Source organism: Pseudomonas sp. ML2-2023-6 (assembly GCF_037055265.1).
GTDB lineage: Bacteria > Pseudomonadota > Gammaproteobacteria > Pseudomonadales > Pseudomonadaceae > Aquipseudomonas > Aquipseudomonas kulmbachensis.
Genome location: NZ_CP146347.1, coordinates 1,893,990 through 1,911,850 on the forward strand (window position 1 = coordinate 1,893,990; position 17,861 = coordinate 1,911,850).

A 17,861-nucleotide genomic window follows, 5' to 3' on the forward strand; every position below is an offset into this window, starting at 1 on the left:
TCTGGATTCAGCGACGGATACGCGCCTGAAGGAATGCAAGTACATCAGCAACTGGCAGGGCTTGTGGCTCTGCTTCGGTGCGGCTCTTGTATTCCAGGTTGCCTTCGGCGAGACCGCGATCACTGACGACGATCCGATGCGGGATGCCGATCAGTTCCATGTCAGCGAACTTGATGCCCGGGCTGGTTTTCTTGTCGCGATCGTCCAGCAGTACTTCAAAGCCTGCGGCCGTCAGTTGGGCGTACAGGTTGTCAGTGGCTTCGCGAACAGCTTCGGTTTCGTAACGCAGTGGCACCAGTGCCACCTGGAACGGAGCCAGAGCATCGCTCCAGATAATGCCGCGCTCGTCGTTGTTCTGCTCGATGGCTGCGGCAACAACGCGAGAAACCCCGATACCGTAGCAACCCATTGCCAGCGTCACCGGCTTGCCGTTTTCGCCCAGCACTTGGCACTTCATCGCTTCGCTGTACTTTGTGCCCAGCTGGAAGATGTGACCGACTTCGATGCCGCGTTTGATTTCCAGCGTGCCCTTGCCGTCCGGGCTCGGGTCGCCGGCGACCACGTTACGCAGGTCGGCAACGGTTGGTACTGGCAAGTCCCGTTCCCAGTTCACACCGAAGTAGTGCTTGTCATCGATGTTGGCGCCCACGCCAAAGTCGCTCATCAGCTCGACCGAACGATCGATGATGCACGGCAATGGCAGGTTCAGCGGGCCCAAGGAACCAGCGCCAGCGCCGATGGCGTCACGCAGTTCTGTGTCAGAAGCCATGGTCAGCGGGCTTGCTACCAGCGGATGGTTACCAGCCTTGATTTCGTTCAGTTCGTGATCGCCGCGGATCACCAACGCGATCAGCTTGCCTTCTTCGGCAGCGTGAACGATCAGGGTCTTGACGGTTTTTTCGATTGGCAGGTCGTAGCCTTCTACCAATTGAGCAATGGTCTTGGCGTCAGGCGTGTCGACCAGGCGCAGCTCTTGGGTAGCAGCAGGGCGCGAGGTTTCGACTGGAACTGCTTCGGCTTTTTCGATGTTGGCCGCGTAGTCGGAGCCATTGCTGAATACGATGTCGTCTTCGCCGGACTCTGCCAGAACGTGGAACTCGTGGGAGCCCGCGCCGCCGATGGAGCCGTTGTCCGCTTCAACCGGACGGAAGTTCAGGCCCAGACGGGTGAACACCTTGCAGTAGGCCTCGTGCATGCGGTCATACGTGACCTGCAGCGAAGCGTTGTCAACGTGGAACGAGTAGGCGTCCTTCATGATGAATTCGCGGCCGCGCATCAAACCGAAGCGCGGGCGTGTTTCGTCACGGAATTTGGTCTGGATCTGGTACAGATTGATCGGCAACTGCTTGTAGCTGTTCAGCTCGTTGCGGCACAGGTCGGTGATGACTTCTTCGTGGGTCGGACCCACGCAGAACTCGCGACCGTGGCGATCTTTCAGGCGCAGCAGTTCGGCGCCGTATTCTTCCCAGCGACCGGACTCTTGCCACAGCTCAGCCGGCTGGATGCTCGGCATCAGCACTTCCAGAGCGCCTGCAGCGTTCATTTCTTCGCGAACAATGGCTTCAGCCTTGCGCATGATACGCAGGCCCATGGGCAGCCAGGTGTACAGGCCGGAAGCGAGTTTGCGAATCATGCCGGCGCGCAGCATCAGCTGATGGCTGATAACGACCGCATCGGAAGGCGTTTCTTTCTGTGTGGCGAGCAAATATTGACTGGTGCGCATGGTTAGCCGTTGCCGTTGCTGAAGACGAGTAATAACGGGCCATTGTACGGGCGAGATGTGCTTGCGTACAGGGCAGGCGGGGGAGTGGGGCTCCCCCTAGTATTTACGGGTGTTTTTCGAGGTCGACCACGGGTTTTTGGCGGGCCCGGCGACTTTCCTGATACCAGTGCAGGCTGATCAGAAGCAACGTCGGGATGCCCATCAACGCGGTGATGATAAAGAACTTGTGATAGCCAAATTTCTCGACCATGACGCCCGAGTAGCCGCCCATCAAACGTGGCAACAGCAGCATGATTGAGCTGAGCAGGGCGTATTGGGTCGCGGAAAATTTGAGGTTGGTCAGGCTGGACAGGTAGGCCACGAACGCAGAGGTGGCGAGGCCGGAGCTGAAGTTGTCGAGTGAAATCGTGACAACCAGCATTTCCAGGTTAGGGCCCATGTCGGCCAGCAGCATAAAGAGCAGGTTGGTGCCTGCCGAGGTCGCGCCACCAATCAGCAGGATCGGCAAAATGCCGAAGCGCACGATCAGCAAGCCGCCCATGCCAGCGCCGACGAGGGTCATGATCAAACCGAATATCTTGCTGACACCGGCAATCTGATCCTTGGTGAAGCCTTGGTCGATATAAAACACGTTGGCCATTACGCCCATGACCGTGTCAGACATCCGATAGGTGGCAATCAGGCCGAGTAGCAGCAGAGCTTGCCAGCGATAGCGCAGGATGAAGTCATTTACCGGCGTAAGAACCGGGGCCAACCCGCGTCGTCCCATCGATGAAAGGCACAGCACCGTCAGCAGGGTGTACAGAATGGCGCGCAAAAAGGCCCGATCTTCGAGTACCAGATTCATCGGGCTGACGCCTTCAAACAGCACGCCTGCAAAATCGGTGTTGTAGAGCTGAGTGAACATGGCCGGAACTGAAACCAGCAACACGATCAGGACGAAAACAGATGCCAGTTGGTGACCAAAACTGTAGCGCCCGGCTGACAGTTGGGTGCGCAGCGGCACCGGCGGTTCGCGCATGAACAAGGTGGTGAGCAGCGCCGGTACCATCAGCAAGCCGAACAGCACGTAAGTGCCGGTCCAGGCTGAGTGCTTGTAGTTGAAACCCGTAGAACCGAAGCCTTCGGCAAAGAACAGGGCGCCTGCCGTGGCCAGCAGGGCGGCCACGCGATAACCGGACATGTAACTGGCGGCGAGCGCGGCCTGTCGGTTGTCTTCGGCGATTTCCAGGCGATAGGCGTCTACGGCAATATCTTGGGTCGCTGATGCGAAGGACACGACAACCGCAATGGCGATCAGCCAGGAAAGATGTTTTTGTGGATCACAAAAACCCATGCCAATCAGGCCCAGGATCACCAGCGTCTGTGACAGCACCAGCCACGAGCGACGCCTGCCAAGTTTTCCGAGCAGCGGTAAACGCCACTGGTCCAACAGCGGAGACCACACCCATTTAAAGGCGTAGGCGAGTCCGATCAGGCTTGCATACCCAATGGTTTCACGGGCCACACCGGCTTCGCGCAGCCATACGGAAAGCGTTGAAAATACCAGCATGTACGGTAAACCGGCGGCAAAACCGAGCAGTAACAGCACAAGGGTTGAGGGGCTGGAATAGGCAGCTAGCGCTTCGCGCCAGGTTTTACGGGGCATGGACTGGAGTCTGCCTCTGGTTGCGGAAACAAAGGGCGCACTCTAACCGTAGTGCTCTATCTGGCGCCAGCCATGACGTCGCATATCCACGCGATTATTCATAATGCTCAAGCCTTCGGCACGTAAACGCGCACGCTGCTCGTCACCCGACGGCGTACCTGCTGGCAAACTGATACGACCCCCGGCGCCAAGCACCCGATGCCACGGCAGGCGCGAGCCTTCGGGGAGTTGGCTGAGCGTTCGTCCCACCCAGCGCGCCGCCCGGCCCAAGCCTGCCATTTCGGCCAGTTGCCCATAGGTCACGACATGCCCGGCCGGCACCAGCATCAAGGTTGAGTACAGTGCCGTGCGGCGAATCTCGGCAGGGGTTAGCGGGGTGTCGGTTGGTATGCTCACGGCGGACTTCTGATCAGAGGGGCCTGGATCGGTACTGTTGGCTGAACTATAGAAGGAACTCCAACTCAATGAGTCGGTCTTTGTTCCTTAAGGGCGTATCCATCGGGATAATGCCGCCATTCTTTCGCACTCCTGAGTTTCGCATCTGCTTATGTTGTCCAGAACCCTGTTATGCCTTGCTGTCTTGAGTGTGTCTACGCCGTTGCTTGCCGATACGGTGTGGTTGAAAAATGGCGATCGCCTGACCGGCAAGATCAAGGTGTTTGATGGCGGCAAATTACTGATTCAGACCGAGTATGCGGGTGCCGTCCCGATTGACTGGAAGCAGGTCAAAACGCTTGAGAGTGATCAGGAACTACTGGTCAAACAAGATGCTTATACCGGTGAAAAAGCCAAATCGTTGTTGGCTGCCGAAGATGGCAGCGTGACCCTGGCTAATGGCGAAGCGCCAAAGACAGTTGCGTTGGCCAGCATCCAGCAAATCATCAAGCCCAAACCGCTGATTGAAGACATGGTCTGGAAAGGCAATATTGATGTGGCGCTGGACTACAAGCGGGCGGACAAAGACACCGACGACTACGATATCGACTTCAAAACCACGGCTCGCCACGGCGCCTGGCGTCATCACGCTGAAGGCGAATACAACCGCGAGTTTCAGAACGACGTCGTAACGGCTGACAACTGGACTGCCGAATACGCGCTTGATCACTTCATTGATGACAAGTGGTACTGGCAAGGTCGGCTGACCTATAACCGCGACCGGGTTGAAGACATTTCCCGCCAACGCACCGTAGGTACAGGCCCGGGCTATCAGTTTTGGGATGACGAGCTGGGCGCGTTTTCGCTGGGTTCACTACTGAACCGCACCGACTATGAATATTCTGACGGCAAGAAAGACAACTTCTACTCGTTGGCCATGAAGTGGGATTACAACCGTTATTTGCTGGGCAAAACGGTCTCGATCTTCACCAATGGTGAGTTGGGCAAGTCACTGGAAGGGGCCTCGGACTACAGTCTCGATTCTGAAATCGGCTTGCGCTACAAAGTGACCGAATGGGCATCGCTCAACCTTAAAGCCGAGAAAGACCTGATAGGCAGCTCCAGCGGGTCTGATAATGCCCTTAACAAAACCCGCTATACCGTTGGGTTTGGGGTGCTCTGGTAAGGGCCATCAACAAATATCCGTAGCAGCTTCCGAAGGAACGAGGCTGCGTTCGGCGGCGCAGCCGTCGCAGAATCAGGCACTGCGGTGTACCAGAAAAACCTCGTTCTCAGGGTTTACGACGGCTTCGCCGCCGAACGCAGCCTCGTTCCTTCGGCAGCTGCTACAGGTCGATTTGTGTCGGGGCTTAGATCCGCAAGCCGCCATCGAGCTCCAGAATCCGCCCGGTGTAGTAATCGTTCTCAAAAATATATGCCGCCGAGTGGGCGATTTCTTCAACCTTGCCCATGCGTTTGAGCGGGATGCCAGACGTCATCTTTTCGAGTGCTTCGGGCTTCATGCCCAAGGTCATTTCGGTTTCGATAAAGCCCGGAGCAATCCCGGCCACACGAATACCGTAACGAGACAGCTCCTTGGCCCAGGTTACGGTTGCGGCGGCTACTCCGGCCTTGGCCGCCGAGTAGTTGGTCTGGCCGACGTTGCCTGCACGCGAAATCGACGAGATATTGATAATCGCGCCCTGACTGTTCAACTCGATCATTTTCGCCGCCACCTCACGGGTGCACAGGAAAACCCCGGTCAGGTTGACGTCGATCACGGCCTGCCATTGCGCCAGGCTCATTTTGGTCATGACCCCGTCCTTGACCTTGAGCAGCAGCCCATCACGCAAAATCCCGGCATTGTTGACAAGACCATTGATCGCGCCAAAATCTTCTGCAATCCGGGCTACGGTTTGCGTAACCTGTTCTTCGTCGGCGACGTTGCACAGGTAGGCGCGTGCTTCGACACCTTGCGCCTGGCAAGCCGTAACCGCCAGCTCGAGCTTTTCCGGGTTAAGGTCGACCAGTGCCAGCCTGGCACCTTTGGCAGCCAGATACTCGGCCATGGCGCGACCCAGCCCCTGGCAGCCGCCAGTAATAATGATTACTTTGTCTTTTAGTTGCATGAGTGCCCTGATCTCGACCGTTATCGACGGATTTTTTATTAAGGAGTCATAAGTTGAGCGTTGAAGCTGCCAAGCATGCCCGAGAATTACTGCTCAAGGAATACCGGGGGGCCTTGTCCACTTTGTCCAAGGCCATGCCGGGGTTTCCGTTTGGCTCCGTGGTGCCTTACTGCCTGGATGAGCAGGGGCGGCCGCTGATTCTGATCAGCCGCATTGCCCAGCACACCCATAACCTGCGCAAGGACCCCAAGTGCTCCTTGATGGTCGGTGAGCGCGGGGCTGAAGATGTCCAGGCCGTTGGGCGCCTGACTTACCTGGCCGAAGCCGAGCAACTGACCGATGCCGCAGCGATTGCAGCTGCTGGCGAACGTTATTACCGCTACTTCCCTGAAGCGCGGGGCTACGACACCGCGCATGATTTCGACTTTTGGGTGCTAAACCCTGTTCGCCACCGTTATATAGGCGGATTCGGAGCCATTCACTGGCTGGACCAGGTCACGCTTCCCAACCCTTTTGCCGGGCAAGTTGAAGCGCGCATGGTTGAGCACATGAATAGCGACCACGCCAATGCGCTCGAGCACTACGTGAAATTAACCGGGTTGCCGCAAACGGGGCCAGCTAAACTGGTGGGTATCGACAGCGAAGGCATGCATTTGCGGGTGGGTGAAAGTTTGTACTGGTTGGGCTTCCCAGAACCTTGCAACACTTCGACACAGGTGCGCGAAGCCTTGGTTTTATTGGCTCGTGCAAGCGAGTGGCCGAAAAAACAGACGGTATAGCCTTGAATTTGTACAGGCGCGCCGTCATTTAGGTTGGGTTGGAAGATATTCTTCCGGAGAGGAATCATTTGATGCGCGCTTTTCTATTGCTCTTTCTGTTGTTTCCAGTGCTAGAGCTGTACGTCTTTTTCAAGGTCAGCACCGCTATCGGGTTTTTCCCTGCGTTGCTGCTGATCATTGCCGGTTCCATGCTGGGTGTTCTGGTCGTTCGCGTCGCAGGTTTGGCCACGGCGCTCAGAGCGCGCGAAAGCCTCAATCGCGGCGAACTGCCTGCTCAACAAATGCTTGAAGGCCTGATGCTGGCGTTGGGTGGCGGCTTGCTGGTGCTGCCAGGTTTTATCAGCGATGCAGCTGGCTTGCTGTTGCTGTTCCCGCCGGTTCGTCGATTTTTGGTCAACCGTCTGCGCAAGCGTGCAGAAGAACAAGCTATTCGCCAGCGTGCATTTGCTGAAGATTTTGAAGCCGCTCGTCCACGGTCCCAACAGCCTCTGGGGCGTGAGCCCAATGTAATCGAAGGCGAGTTTGAGCACCGCGATAAATAAGGCATAGAGCGTGATCAACACGGCACCTTGGGTGCCGTGTTTGTTTTCTGCGACACGCAAGGTTAAAAATTTCATGGGTGCGCCCTTGTAATAAGTGGATGCGCCCTTATGTAACGGACACCGCAGGGTTTTACTGGCAACAGCACTACCCCTTCAGCGAATCGCACCCGGCATTTCCGGATTTGCAAACCCAGCCGGTATTGACACCGGCCGATGAACACCACAATTAGGAGAGATCGACAATGAAGCTTCGTCCTCTGCATGACCGCGTCGTAATCCGTCGCAGCGAAGAAGAAAAGAAAACCGCTGGCGGTATCGTTCTGCCGGGTTCTGCTGCCGAAAAAGCCAACAGCGGCGAAATTCTCGCTGTCGGTACCGGCCGCGTGCTGGACAACGGTGAAGTACGTGCGCTGGCCGTGAAAGTGGGTGACAAGGTTGTGTTCGGCCCTTACTCCGGCAGCAACACTGTGAAAGTTGACGGCGAAGACCTGTTGGTTATGGCTGAGAACGAGATTCTCGCTGTAATCGAAGGCTGATCTCCCGCTCCTTTTCCCGTTACTACAAAGTATTTAAGGAAGAACGAACATGGCTGCTAAAGAAGTTAAATTCGGCGACTCCGCCCGTAAAAAAATGCTGGCCGGTGTTAACGTCCTGGCTGACGCAGTAAAAGCGACCCTGGGCCCTAAAGGCCGTAACGTGATCATCGAGAAGAGCTTCGGCGCTCCGACCATCACCAAGGACGGCGTTTCCGTTGCCAAAGAAATCGAGCTGAAAGATCGCTTCGAAAACATGGGCGCGCAGCTGGTTAAAGACGTTGCCTCCCGTGCCAACGATGACGCTGGTGACGGTACTACCACTGCAACCGTTCTGGCTCAATCGATCGTCAACGAAGGCCTGAAAGCCGTCGCTGCCGGCATGAACCCGATGGACCTGAAGCGCGGTATCGACAAAGCGACCATCGCCATTGTCAAAGAGCTGAAATCCCTGGCCAAGCCATGTGCTGACAGCAAGGCAATCGCTCAGGTAGGTACTATCTCTGCCAACTCCGACAGCTCCATCGGCGACATCATTGCCGAAGCCATGGAAAAAGTCGGTAAAGAAGGCGTGATCACTGTTGAAGAAGGCTCGGGCCTGGAAAACGAACTGTCTGTTGTTGAAGGCATGCAGTTTGACCGTGGCTACCTGTCCCCGTACTTCGTCAACAAACCAGAAACCATGACTGCCGAACTCGACGGTCCTCTGATCCTGCTGGTCGACAAAAAGATCTCCAACATCCGTGAACTGCTGCCAGTTCTGGAAGCTGTTGCCAAAGCTGGTCGCCCACTGCTGATCGTATCCGAAGACGTTGAAGGCGAAGCCTTGGCGACTCTGGTTGTGAACAACATGCGCGGTATCGTGAAAGTGGTTGCTGTTAAAGCACCTGGCTTCGGCGATCGTCGCAAGGCAATGCTGCAGGACATCGCTGTTCTGACTGGCGGTACCGTTATCTCCGAAGAGATCGGTCTGAGCCTGGAAAGCGCTACCCTGGAACACCTGGGTAATGCCAAACGCGTCACCGTAACCAAAGAAAACACCACCGTTATCGACGGTGCCGGTGTTGAAGCTGACATCCAGGCTCGTGTGACTCAGATCCGTGCCCAGGTAGCTGACACCACTTCGGACTACGACCGTGAAAAACTGCAAGAGCGTCTGGCCAAGCTGTCTGGCGGCGTTGCAGTGATCAAGGTTGGCGCTGGTTCCGAAGTAGAAATGAAAGAGAAGAAAGCCCGCGTTGAAGACGCCCTGCACGCAACTCGTGCAGCCGTTGAAGAAGGCGTGGTACCTGGCGGTGGCGTGGCACTGGTTCGCGCTCTGCAGGCCATTGCTGATCTGAAAGGCGACAACGCTGATCAGAACGTTGGTATCGCATTGCTGCGTCGTGCTGTTGAAGCACCTCTGCGCCAGATCGTTGCCAACTCCGGTGACGAGCCAAGCGTAGTTGTCGACAAGGTTAAGCAGGGTTCGGGTAACTACGGTTACAACGCAGCCACTGGCGAATACGGCGACATGATCGAAATGGGTATCCTTGACCCAGCTAAAGTGACTCGTTCGGCTCTGCAAGCGGCTTCGTCGATTGCCAGCCTGATGATCACCACTGAGGCGATGATCGCTGAGATCCAGGACGACAAGGCAGCTGGCGGCGGTATGCCAGACATGGGCGGCATGGGTGGTATGGGCGGCATGATGTAAGCCAGCCTTACCCCGATACGCAAAAGCCCCGCCTGAGTAATCAGGCGGGGCTTTTTTGCTTTGTGGGAGCTGGCTAGCCAGCGATAACATCAGTGCGGTGAGTCAGGCAGACCCAGCCGCCTGCATCGCCAGCAGGCTGACTCCCATGGATTCAAATTACTTCGCTGCAGTCTGCACCGGCGCCACCTGCACCGGCTTCCAGCCTAACAGTTGCTGCTTGTAGTCATGACTGGCGGCCTGGTAATAGGTGATCGCCCGTTCAATCAACGGATCGGTCGCCGGTACGCGGGACTCAATGCTGGTGGTCAGCGCTTCATCGTGGCGACGCAGGCCCTGGCGTGGGCTGAGAATGGCCAGATCTTTACCGTCAAACAAACCCAGGTGCTGATAGTTGCCCACCACCACACGCGGCGGTAGCGGATTTTCCTGCAGCAGGTTACGGCCAAAGAAAGTCGACTGGTAATCCAGGTTCAGCAACCCGAGCAATGTCGGTGCCAAATCGATCTGGCTGGCCAGTTGTGAGTCTTCACGAGCTTCGATCAACTTGGGCGCATAGATAAACAGCGGGATCTGATAGTTGGTGATCGGCAAGTCTTCCTTGCCGGCACTGCCTGCCGTGTGGTCGGCCACGAAAATGAAGATCGTGTTATCGAACCAGGGCTTTTGACGCGCATCCTTGAGGAATTGGCCAATGGCGTAGTCGGTGTACTTCACCGCACCGTCACGACCGTTACCTGATTTGATGTCAATCCGGCCTTCAGGGTAAGTGTATGGACGGTGGTTCGAGGTGGTCATCAACTGCAACAGGAACGGCTTTTGTTGCGCATAGTTGGCATCGGCCAGCTTCAGGGTTTCGCGGTACAGGTCTTCGTCAGCCATGCCCCACGCATTTTTGAAGTGGATATCGGCTTCATTGACGCTGCTTTGGTCGACGACGCGGTAACCATTGCCGCTGAAGAACGCATTCATGTTGTCGAAATAACCACGGCCGCCATACACGAACACGCTGTCATAGCCTACGCCCTTAAGCTGTTGGCCCAGGCTGGCGAAACCGCTTTCACGGCCGATGCGCTTGACGATGGAGCGTCCAGGCGTCGGTGGGATGGCCAGGGTAATCGCTTCCAAGCCGCGGTCGGTACGAGTACCGGTGGCATAGAAATTATTGAAGTACAGGCTCTCTTTGCGCAGTTGATCGAGGTTTGGCGTCAGATTGCGGCCATCGCCGTTGCTGCCCAAGTACTTGGCGCTGAGGCTTTCGATGGTCACCAGAACGATGTTGGGCTGACGTGCCGTGCCCGGGTTGTCGATGTTGCGACGGATATCCAGCGGGTCCTGGCCAACAAAAGTTGCGTTGGTCTCGGCCAGCTCGGTGCGTAATTGCTTTGCGACAACGTCGGTTGGCAGGCTGGCGTAAAACTGCTGGTAATCCAGTTCGTTATTGCGGAACGCTGCGAAGAACTGATACGGGCCATTGCTCGCCAGTTCATGCTGATAGGCGTTGCCGCCCTGGCCGCGAGGACCGTCCTGATCGAGCAATTGCATGCTCAAGCCCGCGACCAGCAACAAACCGGCAAAGGTAGCAAGGCGAGCGCCAAAGGCTGGTAGCGGTGCGTTCATGGCTGCGTTGAACGGCTTGCGCAAGGCAAGGCTCAATACGATGGCTGCCAGGGCAATGGCACTGAGCAGGATACCGATCGGGTAGGACTCCAGTACGTTGTTCAGCACTTCATCGGAGTAGACCAGATAGTCCACAGCGATAAAATTGAAGCGTACGCCGAACTCATCCCAGAACAACCACTCGGCCACGGCCGTGAACAACATGGCAAACAGGCTTACAGTGAGCAGACCTTGCAAGAACCACTGATGACCACGACGACGCCACAGCGCTGGCGGGCACAACAACAGGTACAGGCCCAGCGGCAGAGCGGCATAAGTCAGAAAGCCGAGGTCGTAAAGCATGCCAATGCCAAACACCGGCAGCCAGTTGTTACCTGCCTCTCCTAGATGGGTGACCAGCAGAACGCCTCGGGTCATTAGAAAGGTCGCCAGCCAACAGCCAGTCAACAGAAGGAGGTAGCGCATTGGCGCGGTGTGCAGCAGACGCATTAGTTGTTTTTCCTTAAACGCGGGGGTGCGAGAGTGTGCTGGCGCCACTGTATTGAGTTTGTGAACCGTTAGTAAAAAAAATGTCATTTTTGCGCATAACCTAACTAAATGGCTTCAGCGCCCTGCGGTGCTGGCTCTGCGCGGTGCTTGGCCTTAAGCTGCGCGGGCCAAGACGGCCGTAACTGTGAACGGAGAGAATGCCCATGCGAATTTTATTGGTAGAAGACAACCGCGATATCCTCGCCAATCTGGCCGACTACCTGGGTCTCAAGGGCTATACCGTTGACTGTGCGCAAGACGGTTTGTCCGGCCTGCATCTGGCGGCTACCGAGCATTACGACCTGATTGTGCTCGACATCATGTTGCCCGGGATCGACGGCTACACCCTGTGCAAGCGCCTGCGTGAAGACGCCCGACGCGATACCCCGGTGATCATGTTGACCGCCCGGGACCAGTTGGATGACCGCCTGCAAGGCTTCAAGTCCGGCGCTGATGACTATCTGCTCAAGCCGTTTGCCCTGTCGGAACTGGCTGCTCGGATCGAGGCTGTATTACGCCGCGCTCAAGGCGGGGGGCGGCGCGAGTTGCAGGTCAGTGAGTTGCGTTATGACTTGGATACCCTTGAGGTTACCCGTGAAGGCCGCCTGCTCAAGCTCAACCCGGTAGGCCTGAAATTGCTGGCGGTTTTGATGCAAAAAAGCCCCCACGTGCTGCGCCGCGAAGTCCTCGAAGAAGCCTTGTGGGGTGATGATTGTCCCGATAGCGACAGCCTGCGTAGCCACGTGCACCAATTGCGGCAGGTGATCGACAAACCGTTCGACAAGCCTCTGTTGCAAACCGTGCATGGTGTGGGCTACCGCCTCGCCGAGATTCGCGATGGAGTTTAAGCAAAGTCTCGCCCAGCGGATCATCATTGCTTTTGCATTGATGAGTGCATTGGTCGCGGGAACATTCGCCGTAGGCATTATTGCCACCGTACACCTGGTCGAAGAAAAGCTCATATCAGCCGGTCTGGGCGGCGATTTGCAGCGTTTGTTGCTGATGGACAATGGTGCAGACTGGAACCATCGGCCCAAGCCAAGCCAACTGTTTTACTTCAGTGGCGGGCGTGGTGATTTTGCTTTGCCCAAGGATCTACGCCACCTGGATCCGGGTTTTCATGAAGTGTTTCGGGATCAATTGTCGTACCACGCGATGGTTGAAGTGGTCGATGGCCGGCGTTACGTGCTGCTGCAGGATCAGAGTGATTTCGAAGAACGTGAGCGCGTGCTGTTTGCCGTGGTCGTGGTCGGTTTCGTGCTGGCGCTGGCGCTGGCGGTCTTTTTAGGCTGGACCTTGGCCCGTCGGGTGATGGCGCCAGTAGTCCGCCTGGCCCGCCAGGTTCGTCATCGCGATCAATTGCTGGGCCTGGCACCGCCTCTGGCGCCGGATTACGCTGCCGATGAAGTGGGCGAGTTGGCGGTGGCGTTCGATGCCACGCTGGGTCGTTTGCGGGACACCCTGACGCGCGAAAGGCTGTTCACCAGCGACGTGAGCCATGAGCTGCGCACTCCGTTGATGGTATTGGCCAGCTCCTGCGAACTGTTGCTGGAAAACCCGGCGCTGGATCAGCGCAGTCGTTCACAGGTCGAACGAATATCGCGAGCATGCGAAGAGATGCGGGAACTGGTGCAGACCTTCCTGATGTTGGCCCGAGCTCAGCATCAAGACGCCAGTATGTCGCCCAAGGTGACACTGCCAGTCGTGGCCGAAGGCCTGATCAGCCTGTGGCGTGAGCCCATCGAGGCTAAAGGCCTTGAACTGATTTATGACCCCGGCAATACGCTGGACACTTGCTATAACGCCACCTTCCTGCATGCAGTCATGGGTAACCTGCTGCGCAATGCACTGCACTACACCGACACCGGTTTTATCCGATTGACCCTTGAACCCGGCGGCTTTGTGGTGGAAGACAGCGGAGTCGGCATTCCGGAAGAGAAGCGTCAGGCAATGTTCCAACCCTTTGTTCGTGGCAGTGAAAAACGTGGCGAAGGGCTCGGGTTGGGCCTGTCACTGGTTCAGCGCATCTGCGATAGCCAGGGCTGGCGGGTTACCCTCACCACGATGGAGCCCAATGGTTGCCGCTTTCACGTCGAGCTTGACCCGGCTGACGCCTGAAACCCCTCAAGCGGCCTGCGCCCTGCAGGCCGTGTCAGCCGATGTTTTATGCATAACTGGCCCCGCGCCAGCATTCGCGGCCTGTAAAACCTTGCAACGTTTGTGTAGGACGCATACACGGAATTTTCACTTGCTGATGACCTGATGCATACGTTTTCCTGATTAAGGTAGTGCTTATATGCTTCAGGAGCACTTCCATGAATCCGATCATCAAACTCAAGTTTTCTGAAAAGTACGACCAGCAACACGCTGCCGATTACCTGATCAAGCACCAGGATGGACTGGCCCGCCGTCTCTCGCACAAACGCGACGAGCAGTTGGCACGCCGCGCTCTGCACTTGGCGGGTGAGCCTGCGGTCGTCCTGGATTTGCCGTGCGGTGCAGGCCGTTTTTGGCCGTTGCTTGCGCAAATGCCGAACCGTGAAATCATTGGTGCGGATAACTCTGCATCGATGCTGGAGGTGGCTTCGCTGGCGCAACCGGCCGATGTGGTGAAACGGGTACGGCGATTGCAGACCTCTGCATTTGAAATAGATATGCCAGACAACTCCGTGGACAGCATTTTTTGCATGCGCCTGCTGCACCATATTGGTGATGCAAGCCATCGGATGGCTCTATTACGCGAGCTTCATCGCGTCAGCCGGGACAGTCTGATTATTTCATTGTGGGTCGATGGCAATTTCAAGGCCTGGAAACGCAAGCGTCTTGAGCACAAACGGACTACAGAAACAGAACAGGACGGTTACCAAAACCGTTTCGTGTTACCTGCTGTTACAGTGGAGTCGGAGTTTAAAAAGGCCGGCTTCACCATTCAGGATCATCTGGATTTTATTCCGCTCTATGCGATGTGGCGGGTTTACGTATTACGAAAGAGATAAGTCATGACCGTTGATTTTGTACAGCAATCCCCCTCTGCGTCTGAAGACCAATTTGAGTTTTACTGGAATCAAAAAGGCGAATGGGTTGAAGAGCCCAATCAGCGTCGTGGCGGGGAGAGTGGTGTACAACGGGTTCACGATGCCAGCGGACGCCTGCTCTATGTCAAGCGTCAGGTCGGGCACACCTACCGTAGTTGGCGTTACCCGCTGGGTCGCCCAACAGTATTGCGCGAGCGTGATGCGTTGCTCGCCTTGAACCATTTATCGGTCGGTGTACCTGAACTGGTGTACTGCGGGGCTCAACAAGCGGCAGACAAACAATGGCGGGCACTGTTGGTGACTGTCGCTCTGGACGGTTTTGTCGAGATCGACAACTGGTATGCCGCCGGTGAACGCGAACGCCTGGGTGAAGCGGTGCATGAGCGTGTACTTCAAGCGATTGGTCAAACCCTGGCGCGTATGCATCTGGGGCGCTGGCAACATGGCTGCCTCTACGCCAAACATGTGTTTGTACGAGTCATCGGCCAGGGCGATAGCGCACAGATAAGCGTGGCTCTGCTGGATCTCGAAAAAAGCCGGCAACGCCTGACAGCTCATAAGGCAGCCTCCCACGATCTTAAACAACTGCGCCGCCATTCGTCGTGGAACTCCACGGACTGGGACAGACTGATCTACTTTTATAAGACGGTGTTTGGCAGCGCTATCAAAGGTTTACGGTGATGAAGCGAGAATTAGCACGAAGTTTGTTTTTTCTGGGTGCTCTGACCATTGCTGGCGTGGCATTTGCTGCATGGGAGCAGCCTGTGACCCAAGTGTTGGGTGGGACGCAAGAGGGGGTTCATTGCCCGCTGCCGCGCGTAGTCAAGGTGGCGGTAGCGGCAAAACCCGATCACGACCTGTTGCTGTTTATGTTTGGAATGAGTCAGGGGCTGAAGAAGTAAGGGGCCCTGTAGCAGCTGCCGAAGGAACGAGGCAGCGTCCGGCTGCGCAGCAGTCGTAAACCCGGTAAACACGGTGTCTCAGAAACACCAAAGCTGAATGGTTTTACGACTGCTGTGCAGCCGAACGTAGCCTCGCACTACTCGTCAACTGCTACAGAATTTTGCAGCTCTACATAACATGTAGATGGTTGTCCCACAGCCCGGAGGGTAACTCCAAAGGCTTGGCCATCAGGTCGCTTTGGCGGCAATCGTAGAACCGGCAACGACCTTGGCCGGACGTAACCACAAACCCATCCTTCACCGCACCCACCCCGGCACAATCGGGCAACGGCGCATCCAGACGCAAGGCACCGCTGTCCAGATCCCAGACAAAGAACCGATTGCCCCGCGGTGCGGTCAGCGCGACCAGCCGCAAGTCGCTGTGTACCGCGACACTGGCCGTGTAATGGCCCATGGCACGCAGTTGTTGCTCGGCCACCGGGAAGGGTTCAAATGGCTGGCCGGGACGCTTGATGGCCAATAACTCGGACAACTCATGGGCATCGCCCATAAATTGCTGGCAGGCCACGATAGTGCCGTCACTGGCGATACCCAAGTGCCGAACGCTGTTCATCTGCTGGCTCAGGGTTTCTTTGCTGAGCAAGGTCCCGTCGCGCTGCATCAGTACCAGGCTGGGCTCCATCGCATTCAGGTTCATTTCGACCCGGCTTTCGGCCTCGGTACGAATCCCGCCGTTGGCCACCACCAGTGTCTCGCCGTCCGGCATCCACGACACCTGATGCGGGCCCACGCCGTGGGTGGGGATTTCTCCACTGTGGATCAGGCGTTCGCCTTCAAAGCGATAAACCCCCAGCAGGCCGCGCCCCGGATCGGTGGTGTCGTTTTCGGTGGTGTACAGCCACTCGCCGTCTTTATGGATCACCGCGTGACCATAAAAATGCCGATTGGGCAGGGAAGTCAGGGTTTGCAGCAACTGCCCATCAGCCAGGTTGATCAGGTAGCTTTCGGTGCCGGGGCGCCGAGCTACAAACAGTGCAATGGGCAGTGTCGGGTGGTTGATGATGTCATGGCAACGCTGGCCAACCCGGGTGCTGAACACTTGAGTGCCATCCAGGCGATAACCGACAGCAAAGTGATTACCGTCCACATCGTCACGGGCACTCAACAACATCGGGCTTTGGTCTTTGTGCTTGAACAGTGACCAGCCGCCCAGCGTGACGGCACTGAGCAATAAACCACCGAGCTTGAGAGCTTGCCTGCGCATCATCGAACCTTCCTTCATCAATCGCCGTCGTTGGCGTTAAAGCCCAGCTGGATGCCCAGGGCCTTGGCCAGCTCGCCTTCGTGCAGGCGGTGAACCACATTCAGGCTGTCGTAGATAGTATTCAGTTGAGCGCGCCCAGCGTCATCTGCCAGCAGTTCGTTCAGAGTGTGCTGATTGTCATTGAGCAGCTTGAGCGAGGCGGCATACGCAGCATCGATCTTGTCAGCCAATGGTTTTTGTTCGGCAGGCAACAGACCGCGCAAACCCTTGTTGTCGACACCCGCCCATACGGTTTGAGCACCCGCCAGGCTGGCGGCCAGGCTTTTGAGTGATGACTCGCTACGCCAGGCATCAGCCTGGAATGGCTGTGGAATGCCCTTGCTTTGGCGACCCATTGGCGTGCCGAGCTTTTTCTTCAGGGTATCGAGCGCGGTTACCTGCACGCGCAGCACGTCAGCGATGGCTTCGTGGGAGTCGGCATAGCGCTGGTTCGGGAACTTGCTCATTTGCGCGAGCATGCCGTCAGTGCTGTTCCAGCTGGCCAGGATTTCTTCGGCCAGCTGCTTTTGACGTTCGCCGATGGCGATCAGCAGTGGGCAGTAGCGGGCTTTTTGCGCATCGTCAGCAAGGTTGATATTGCTGTCGAACAGAATGTATTCATAAGCCGACAGGCCTTGCACCACAACACTGGACTTGGCCAGTGCGGTGGCATCGATCTGCGGCTGGGCAACCACCAACTGCTCAACCTGACGGCCGACCAGGTTCTTTTTGTCCGGCCAGAACTGCACCTGCCACGAACGATTGCCTTCGGCCAGAGGCCCGATCAGCAAAGGCTGCAGCTCTGCCCAGGCTTTTTGCGCGTGCAAGAAGTCGGCTTTGGCAGTCTCAAGGTTTTCCTTGCCCTGGCAGTAAGCCAGAGCGCTGACCGCCAATTGGCGATCGGCTTCAACCCAGCGACTGTAGGTTGGCAAGATTACTTGCTTGGCAATGGCTGCCGAGGTGACGGCCTGCGGGTCTTGTGGCGAGCATGCAGCCAAGGCGATAGCGGCAAGGCTGGTGAACAAAAGCTTGGGTCGAAACATGTCGGGGT

Annotated in this window: 17 protein-coding genes; 10 read left to right on the forward strand and 7 right to left on the reverse strand. The window is 56.7% G+C overall.

The window, feature by feature from the left end; genetic code table 11:
• Positions 1-7: 7 nt before the first annotated feature.
• The 3 genes from V6L79_RS08750 to V6L79_RS08760 all read right to left on the reverse strand — a co-directional run bounded on the left by V6L79_RS08750 (position 8) and on the right by V6L79_RS08760 (position 3,767).
• Entirely contained in the window at positions 8-1,723 is a 1,716-nt protein-coding gene (locus V6L79_RS08750) for a proline--tRNA ligase (RefSeq protein ID WP_321835928.1), read from the reverse strand.
• Positions 1,724-1,826: 103 nt separating this feature from the next.
• Entirely contained in the window at positions 1,827-3,371 is a 1,545-nt protein-coding gene (locus V6L79_RS08755) for an AmpG family muropeptide MFS transporter (RefSeq protein WP_261741208.1), read from the reverse strand.
• A gap of 42 nt (positions 3,372-3,413) precedes the next feature.
• Entirely contained in the window at positions 3,414-3,767 is a 354-nt protein-coding gene (locus V6L79_RS08760; RefSeq protein WP_261741209.1) for an MGMT family protein, read from the reverse strand.
• 151 nt (positions 3,768-3,918) lie between these two features.
• On the opposite strand from V6L79_RS08760, the gene V6L79_RS08765 reads away from it, so the two are divergent.
• A complete protein-coding gene (locus tag V6L79_RS08765; RefSeq protein WP_261741210.1) occupies positions 3,919-4,932 on the forward strand; it encodes a DUF481 domain-containing protein in 1,014 nt (337 codons plus the stop codon).
• Positions 4,933-5,116: 184 nt separating this feature from the next.
• Here V6L79_RS08765 and V6L79_RS08770 read toward each other — a convergent pair whose 3' ends face one another.
• A complete protein-coding gene (locus V6L79_RS08770; protein WP_338580091.1) occupies positions 5,117-5,875 on the reverse strand; it encodes an SDR family oxidoreductase in 759 nt (252 codons plus the stop codon).
• Positions 5,876-5,928: 53 nt separating this feature from the next.
• On the opposite strand from V6L79_RS08770, the gene V6L79_RS08775 reads away from it, so the two are divergent.
• The 4 genes from V6L79_RS08775 to groL all read left to right on the forward strand — a co-directional run bounded on the left by V6L79_RS08775 (position 5,929) and on the right by groL (position 9,425).
• Entirely contained in the window at positions 5,929-6,654 is a 726-nt protein-coding gene (locus V6L79_RS08775) for a HugZ family protein (protein ID WP_261741212.1), read from the forward strand.
• A 71-nt stretch (positions 6,655-6,725) separates the two neighbouring features.
• Positions 6,726-7,196 (forward strand): FxsA family protein, encoded by a 471-nt coding sequence (locus V6L79_RS08780; protein WP_261741213.1) that lies wholly within the window; start codon positions 6,726-6,728, stop codon positions 7,194-7,196.
• A gap of 242 nt (positions 7,197-7,438) precedes the next feature.
• Positions 7,439-7,732: a co-chaperone GroES gene (locus V6L79_RS08785; RefSeq protein WP_019827816.1), complete on the forward strand. Its 294-nt coding sequence runs from the start codon at positions 7,439-7,441 to the stop codon at positions 7,730-7,732.
• A gap of 49 nt (positions 7,733-7,781) precedes the next feature.
• Entirely contained in the window at positions 7,782-9,425 is a 1,644-nt protein-coding gene (groL, locus tag V6L79_RS08790; protein WP_019827814.1) for a chaperonin GroEL, read from the forward strand.
• 156 nt (positions 9,426-9,581) lie between these two features.
• Here groL and V6L79_RS08795 read toward each other — a convergent pair whose 3' ends face one another.
• On the reverse strand, positions 9,582-11,531 hold the full coding sequence (locus V6L79_RS08795) for an LTA synthase family protein (RefSeq protein ID WP_338580092.1): 1,950 nt from the start codon (positions 11,529-11,531) through the stop codon (positions 9,582-9,584).
• A gap of 203 nt (positions 11,532-11,734) precedes the next feature.
• Between V6L79_RS08795 and colR the strand changes: the two genes are divergently transcribed.
• The 5 genes from colR (at position 11,735) to V6L79_RS08820 (ending at position 15,507) form a co-directional block, all read left to right on the forward strand.
• A complete protein-coding gene (gene colR, locus V6L79_RS08800) occupies positions 11,735-12,418 on the forward strand; it encodes a two-component system response regulator ColR (RefSeq protein ID WP_261741215.1) in 684 nt (227 codons plus the stop codon).
• Positions 12,408-13,688, forward strand: coding sequence for a HAMP domain-containing sensor histidine kinase (locus tag V6L79_RS08805; RefSeq protein ID WP_261741216.1), 1,281 nt, complete (start codon positions 12,408-12,410; stop codon positions 13,686-13,688). Before colR ends, V6L79_RS08805 begins: the two co-directional genes overlap by 11 nt.
• A 197-nt stretch (positions 13,689-13,885) precedes the next feature.
• Positions 13,886-14,566 carry a class I SAM-dependent methyltransferase gene (locus tag V6L79_RS08810; RefSeq protein ID WP_261741217.1) on the forward strand — a complete coding sequence of 227 codons (681 nt, stop codon included), beginning with the start codon at positions 13,886-13,888 and terminating at the stop codon, positions 14,564-14,566.
• Positions 14,567-14,569: 3 nt separating this feature from the next.
• The gene (locus V6L79_RS08815) at positions 14,570-15,286 is read left to right on the forward strand and encodes a lipopolysaccharide kinase InaA family protein (protein WP_261741218.1); all 717 of its coding nucleotides are present in this window, start codon (positions 14,570-14,572) and stop codon (positions 15,284-15,286) included.
• A complete protein-coding gene (locus V6L79_RS08820) occupies positions 15,286-15,507 on the forward strand; it encodes a hypothetical protein (protein ID WP_261741219.1) in 222 nt (73 codons plus the stop codon). The genes V6L79_RS08815 and V6L79_RS08820 overlap by 1 nt, the downstream gene beginning before the upstream one ends.
• A 169-nt stretch (positions 15,508-15,676) precedes the next feature.
• Here the strand turns inward: V6L79_RS08820 and V6L79_RS08825 are convergent, their stop codons facing one another.
• Together V6L79_RS08825 and V6L79_RS08830 are read right to left on the reverse strand one after the other, a co-directional pair.
• Positions 15,677-16,774: a DUF1513 domain-containing protein gene (locus V6L79_RS08825; protein ID WP_321835932.1), complete on the reverse strand. Its 1,098-nt coding sequence runs from the start codon at positions 16,772-16,774 to the stop codon at positions 15,677-15,679.
• A gap of 14 nt (positions 16,775-16,788) precedes the next feature.
• Positions 16,789-17,853 carry an imelysin family protein gene (locus V6L79_RS08830; protein ID WP_321836610.1) on the reverse strand — a complete coding sequence of 355 codons (1,065 nt, stop codon included), beginning with the start codon at positions 17,851-17,853 and terminating at the stop codon, positions 16,789-16,791.
• Positions 17,854-17,861 lie beyond the last annotated feature (8 nt).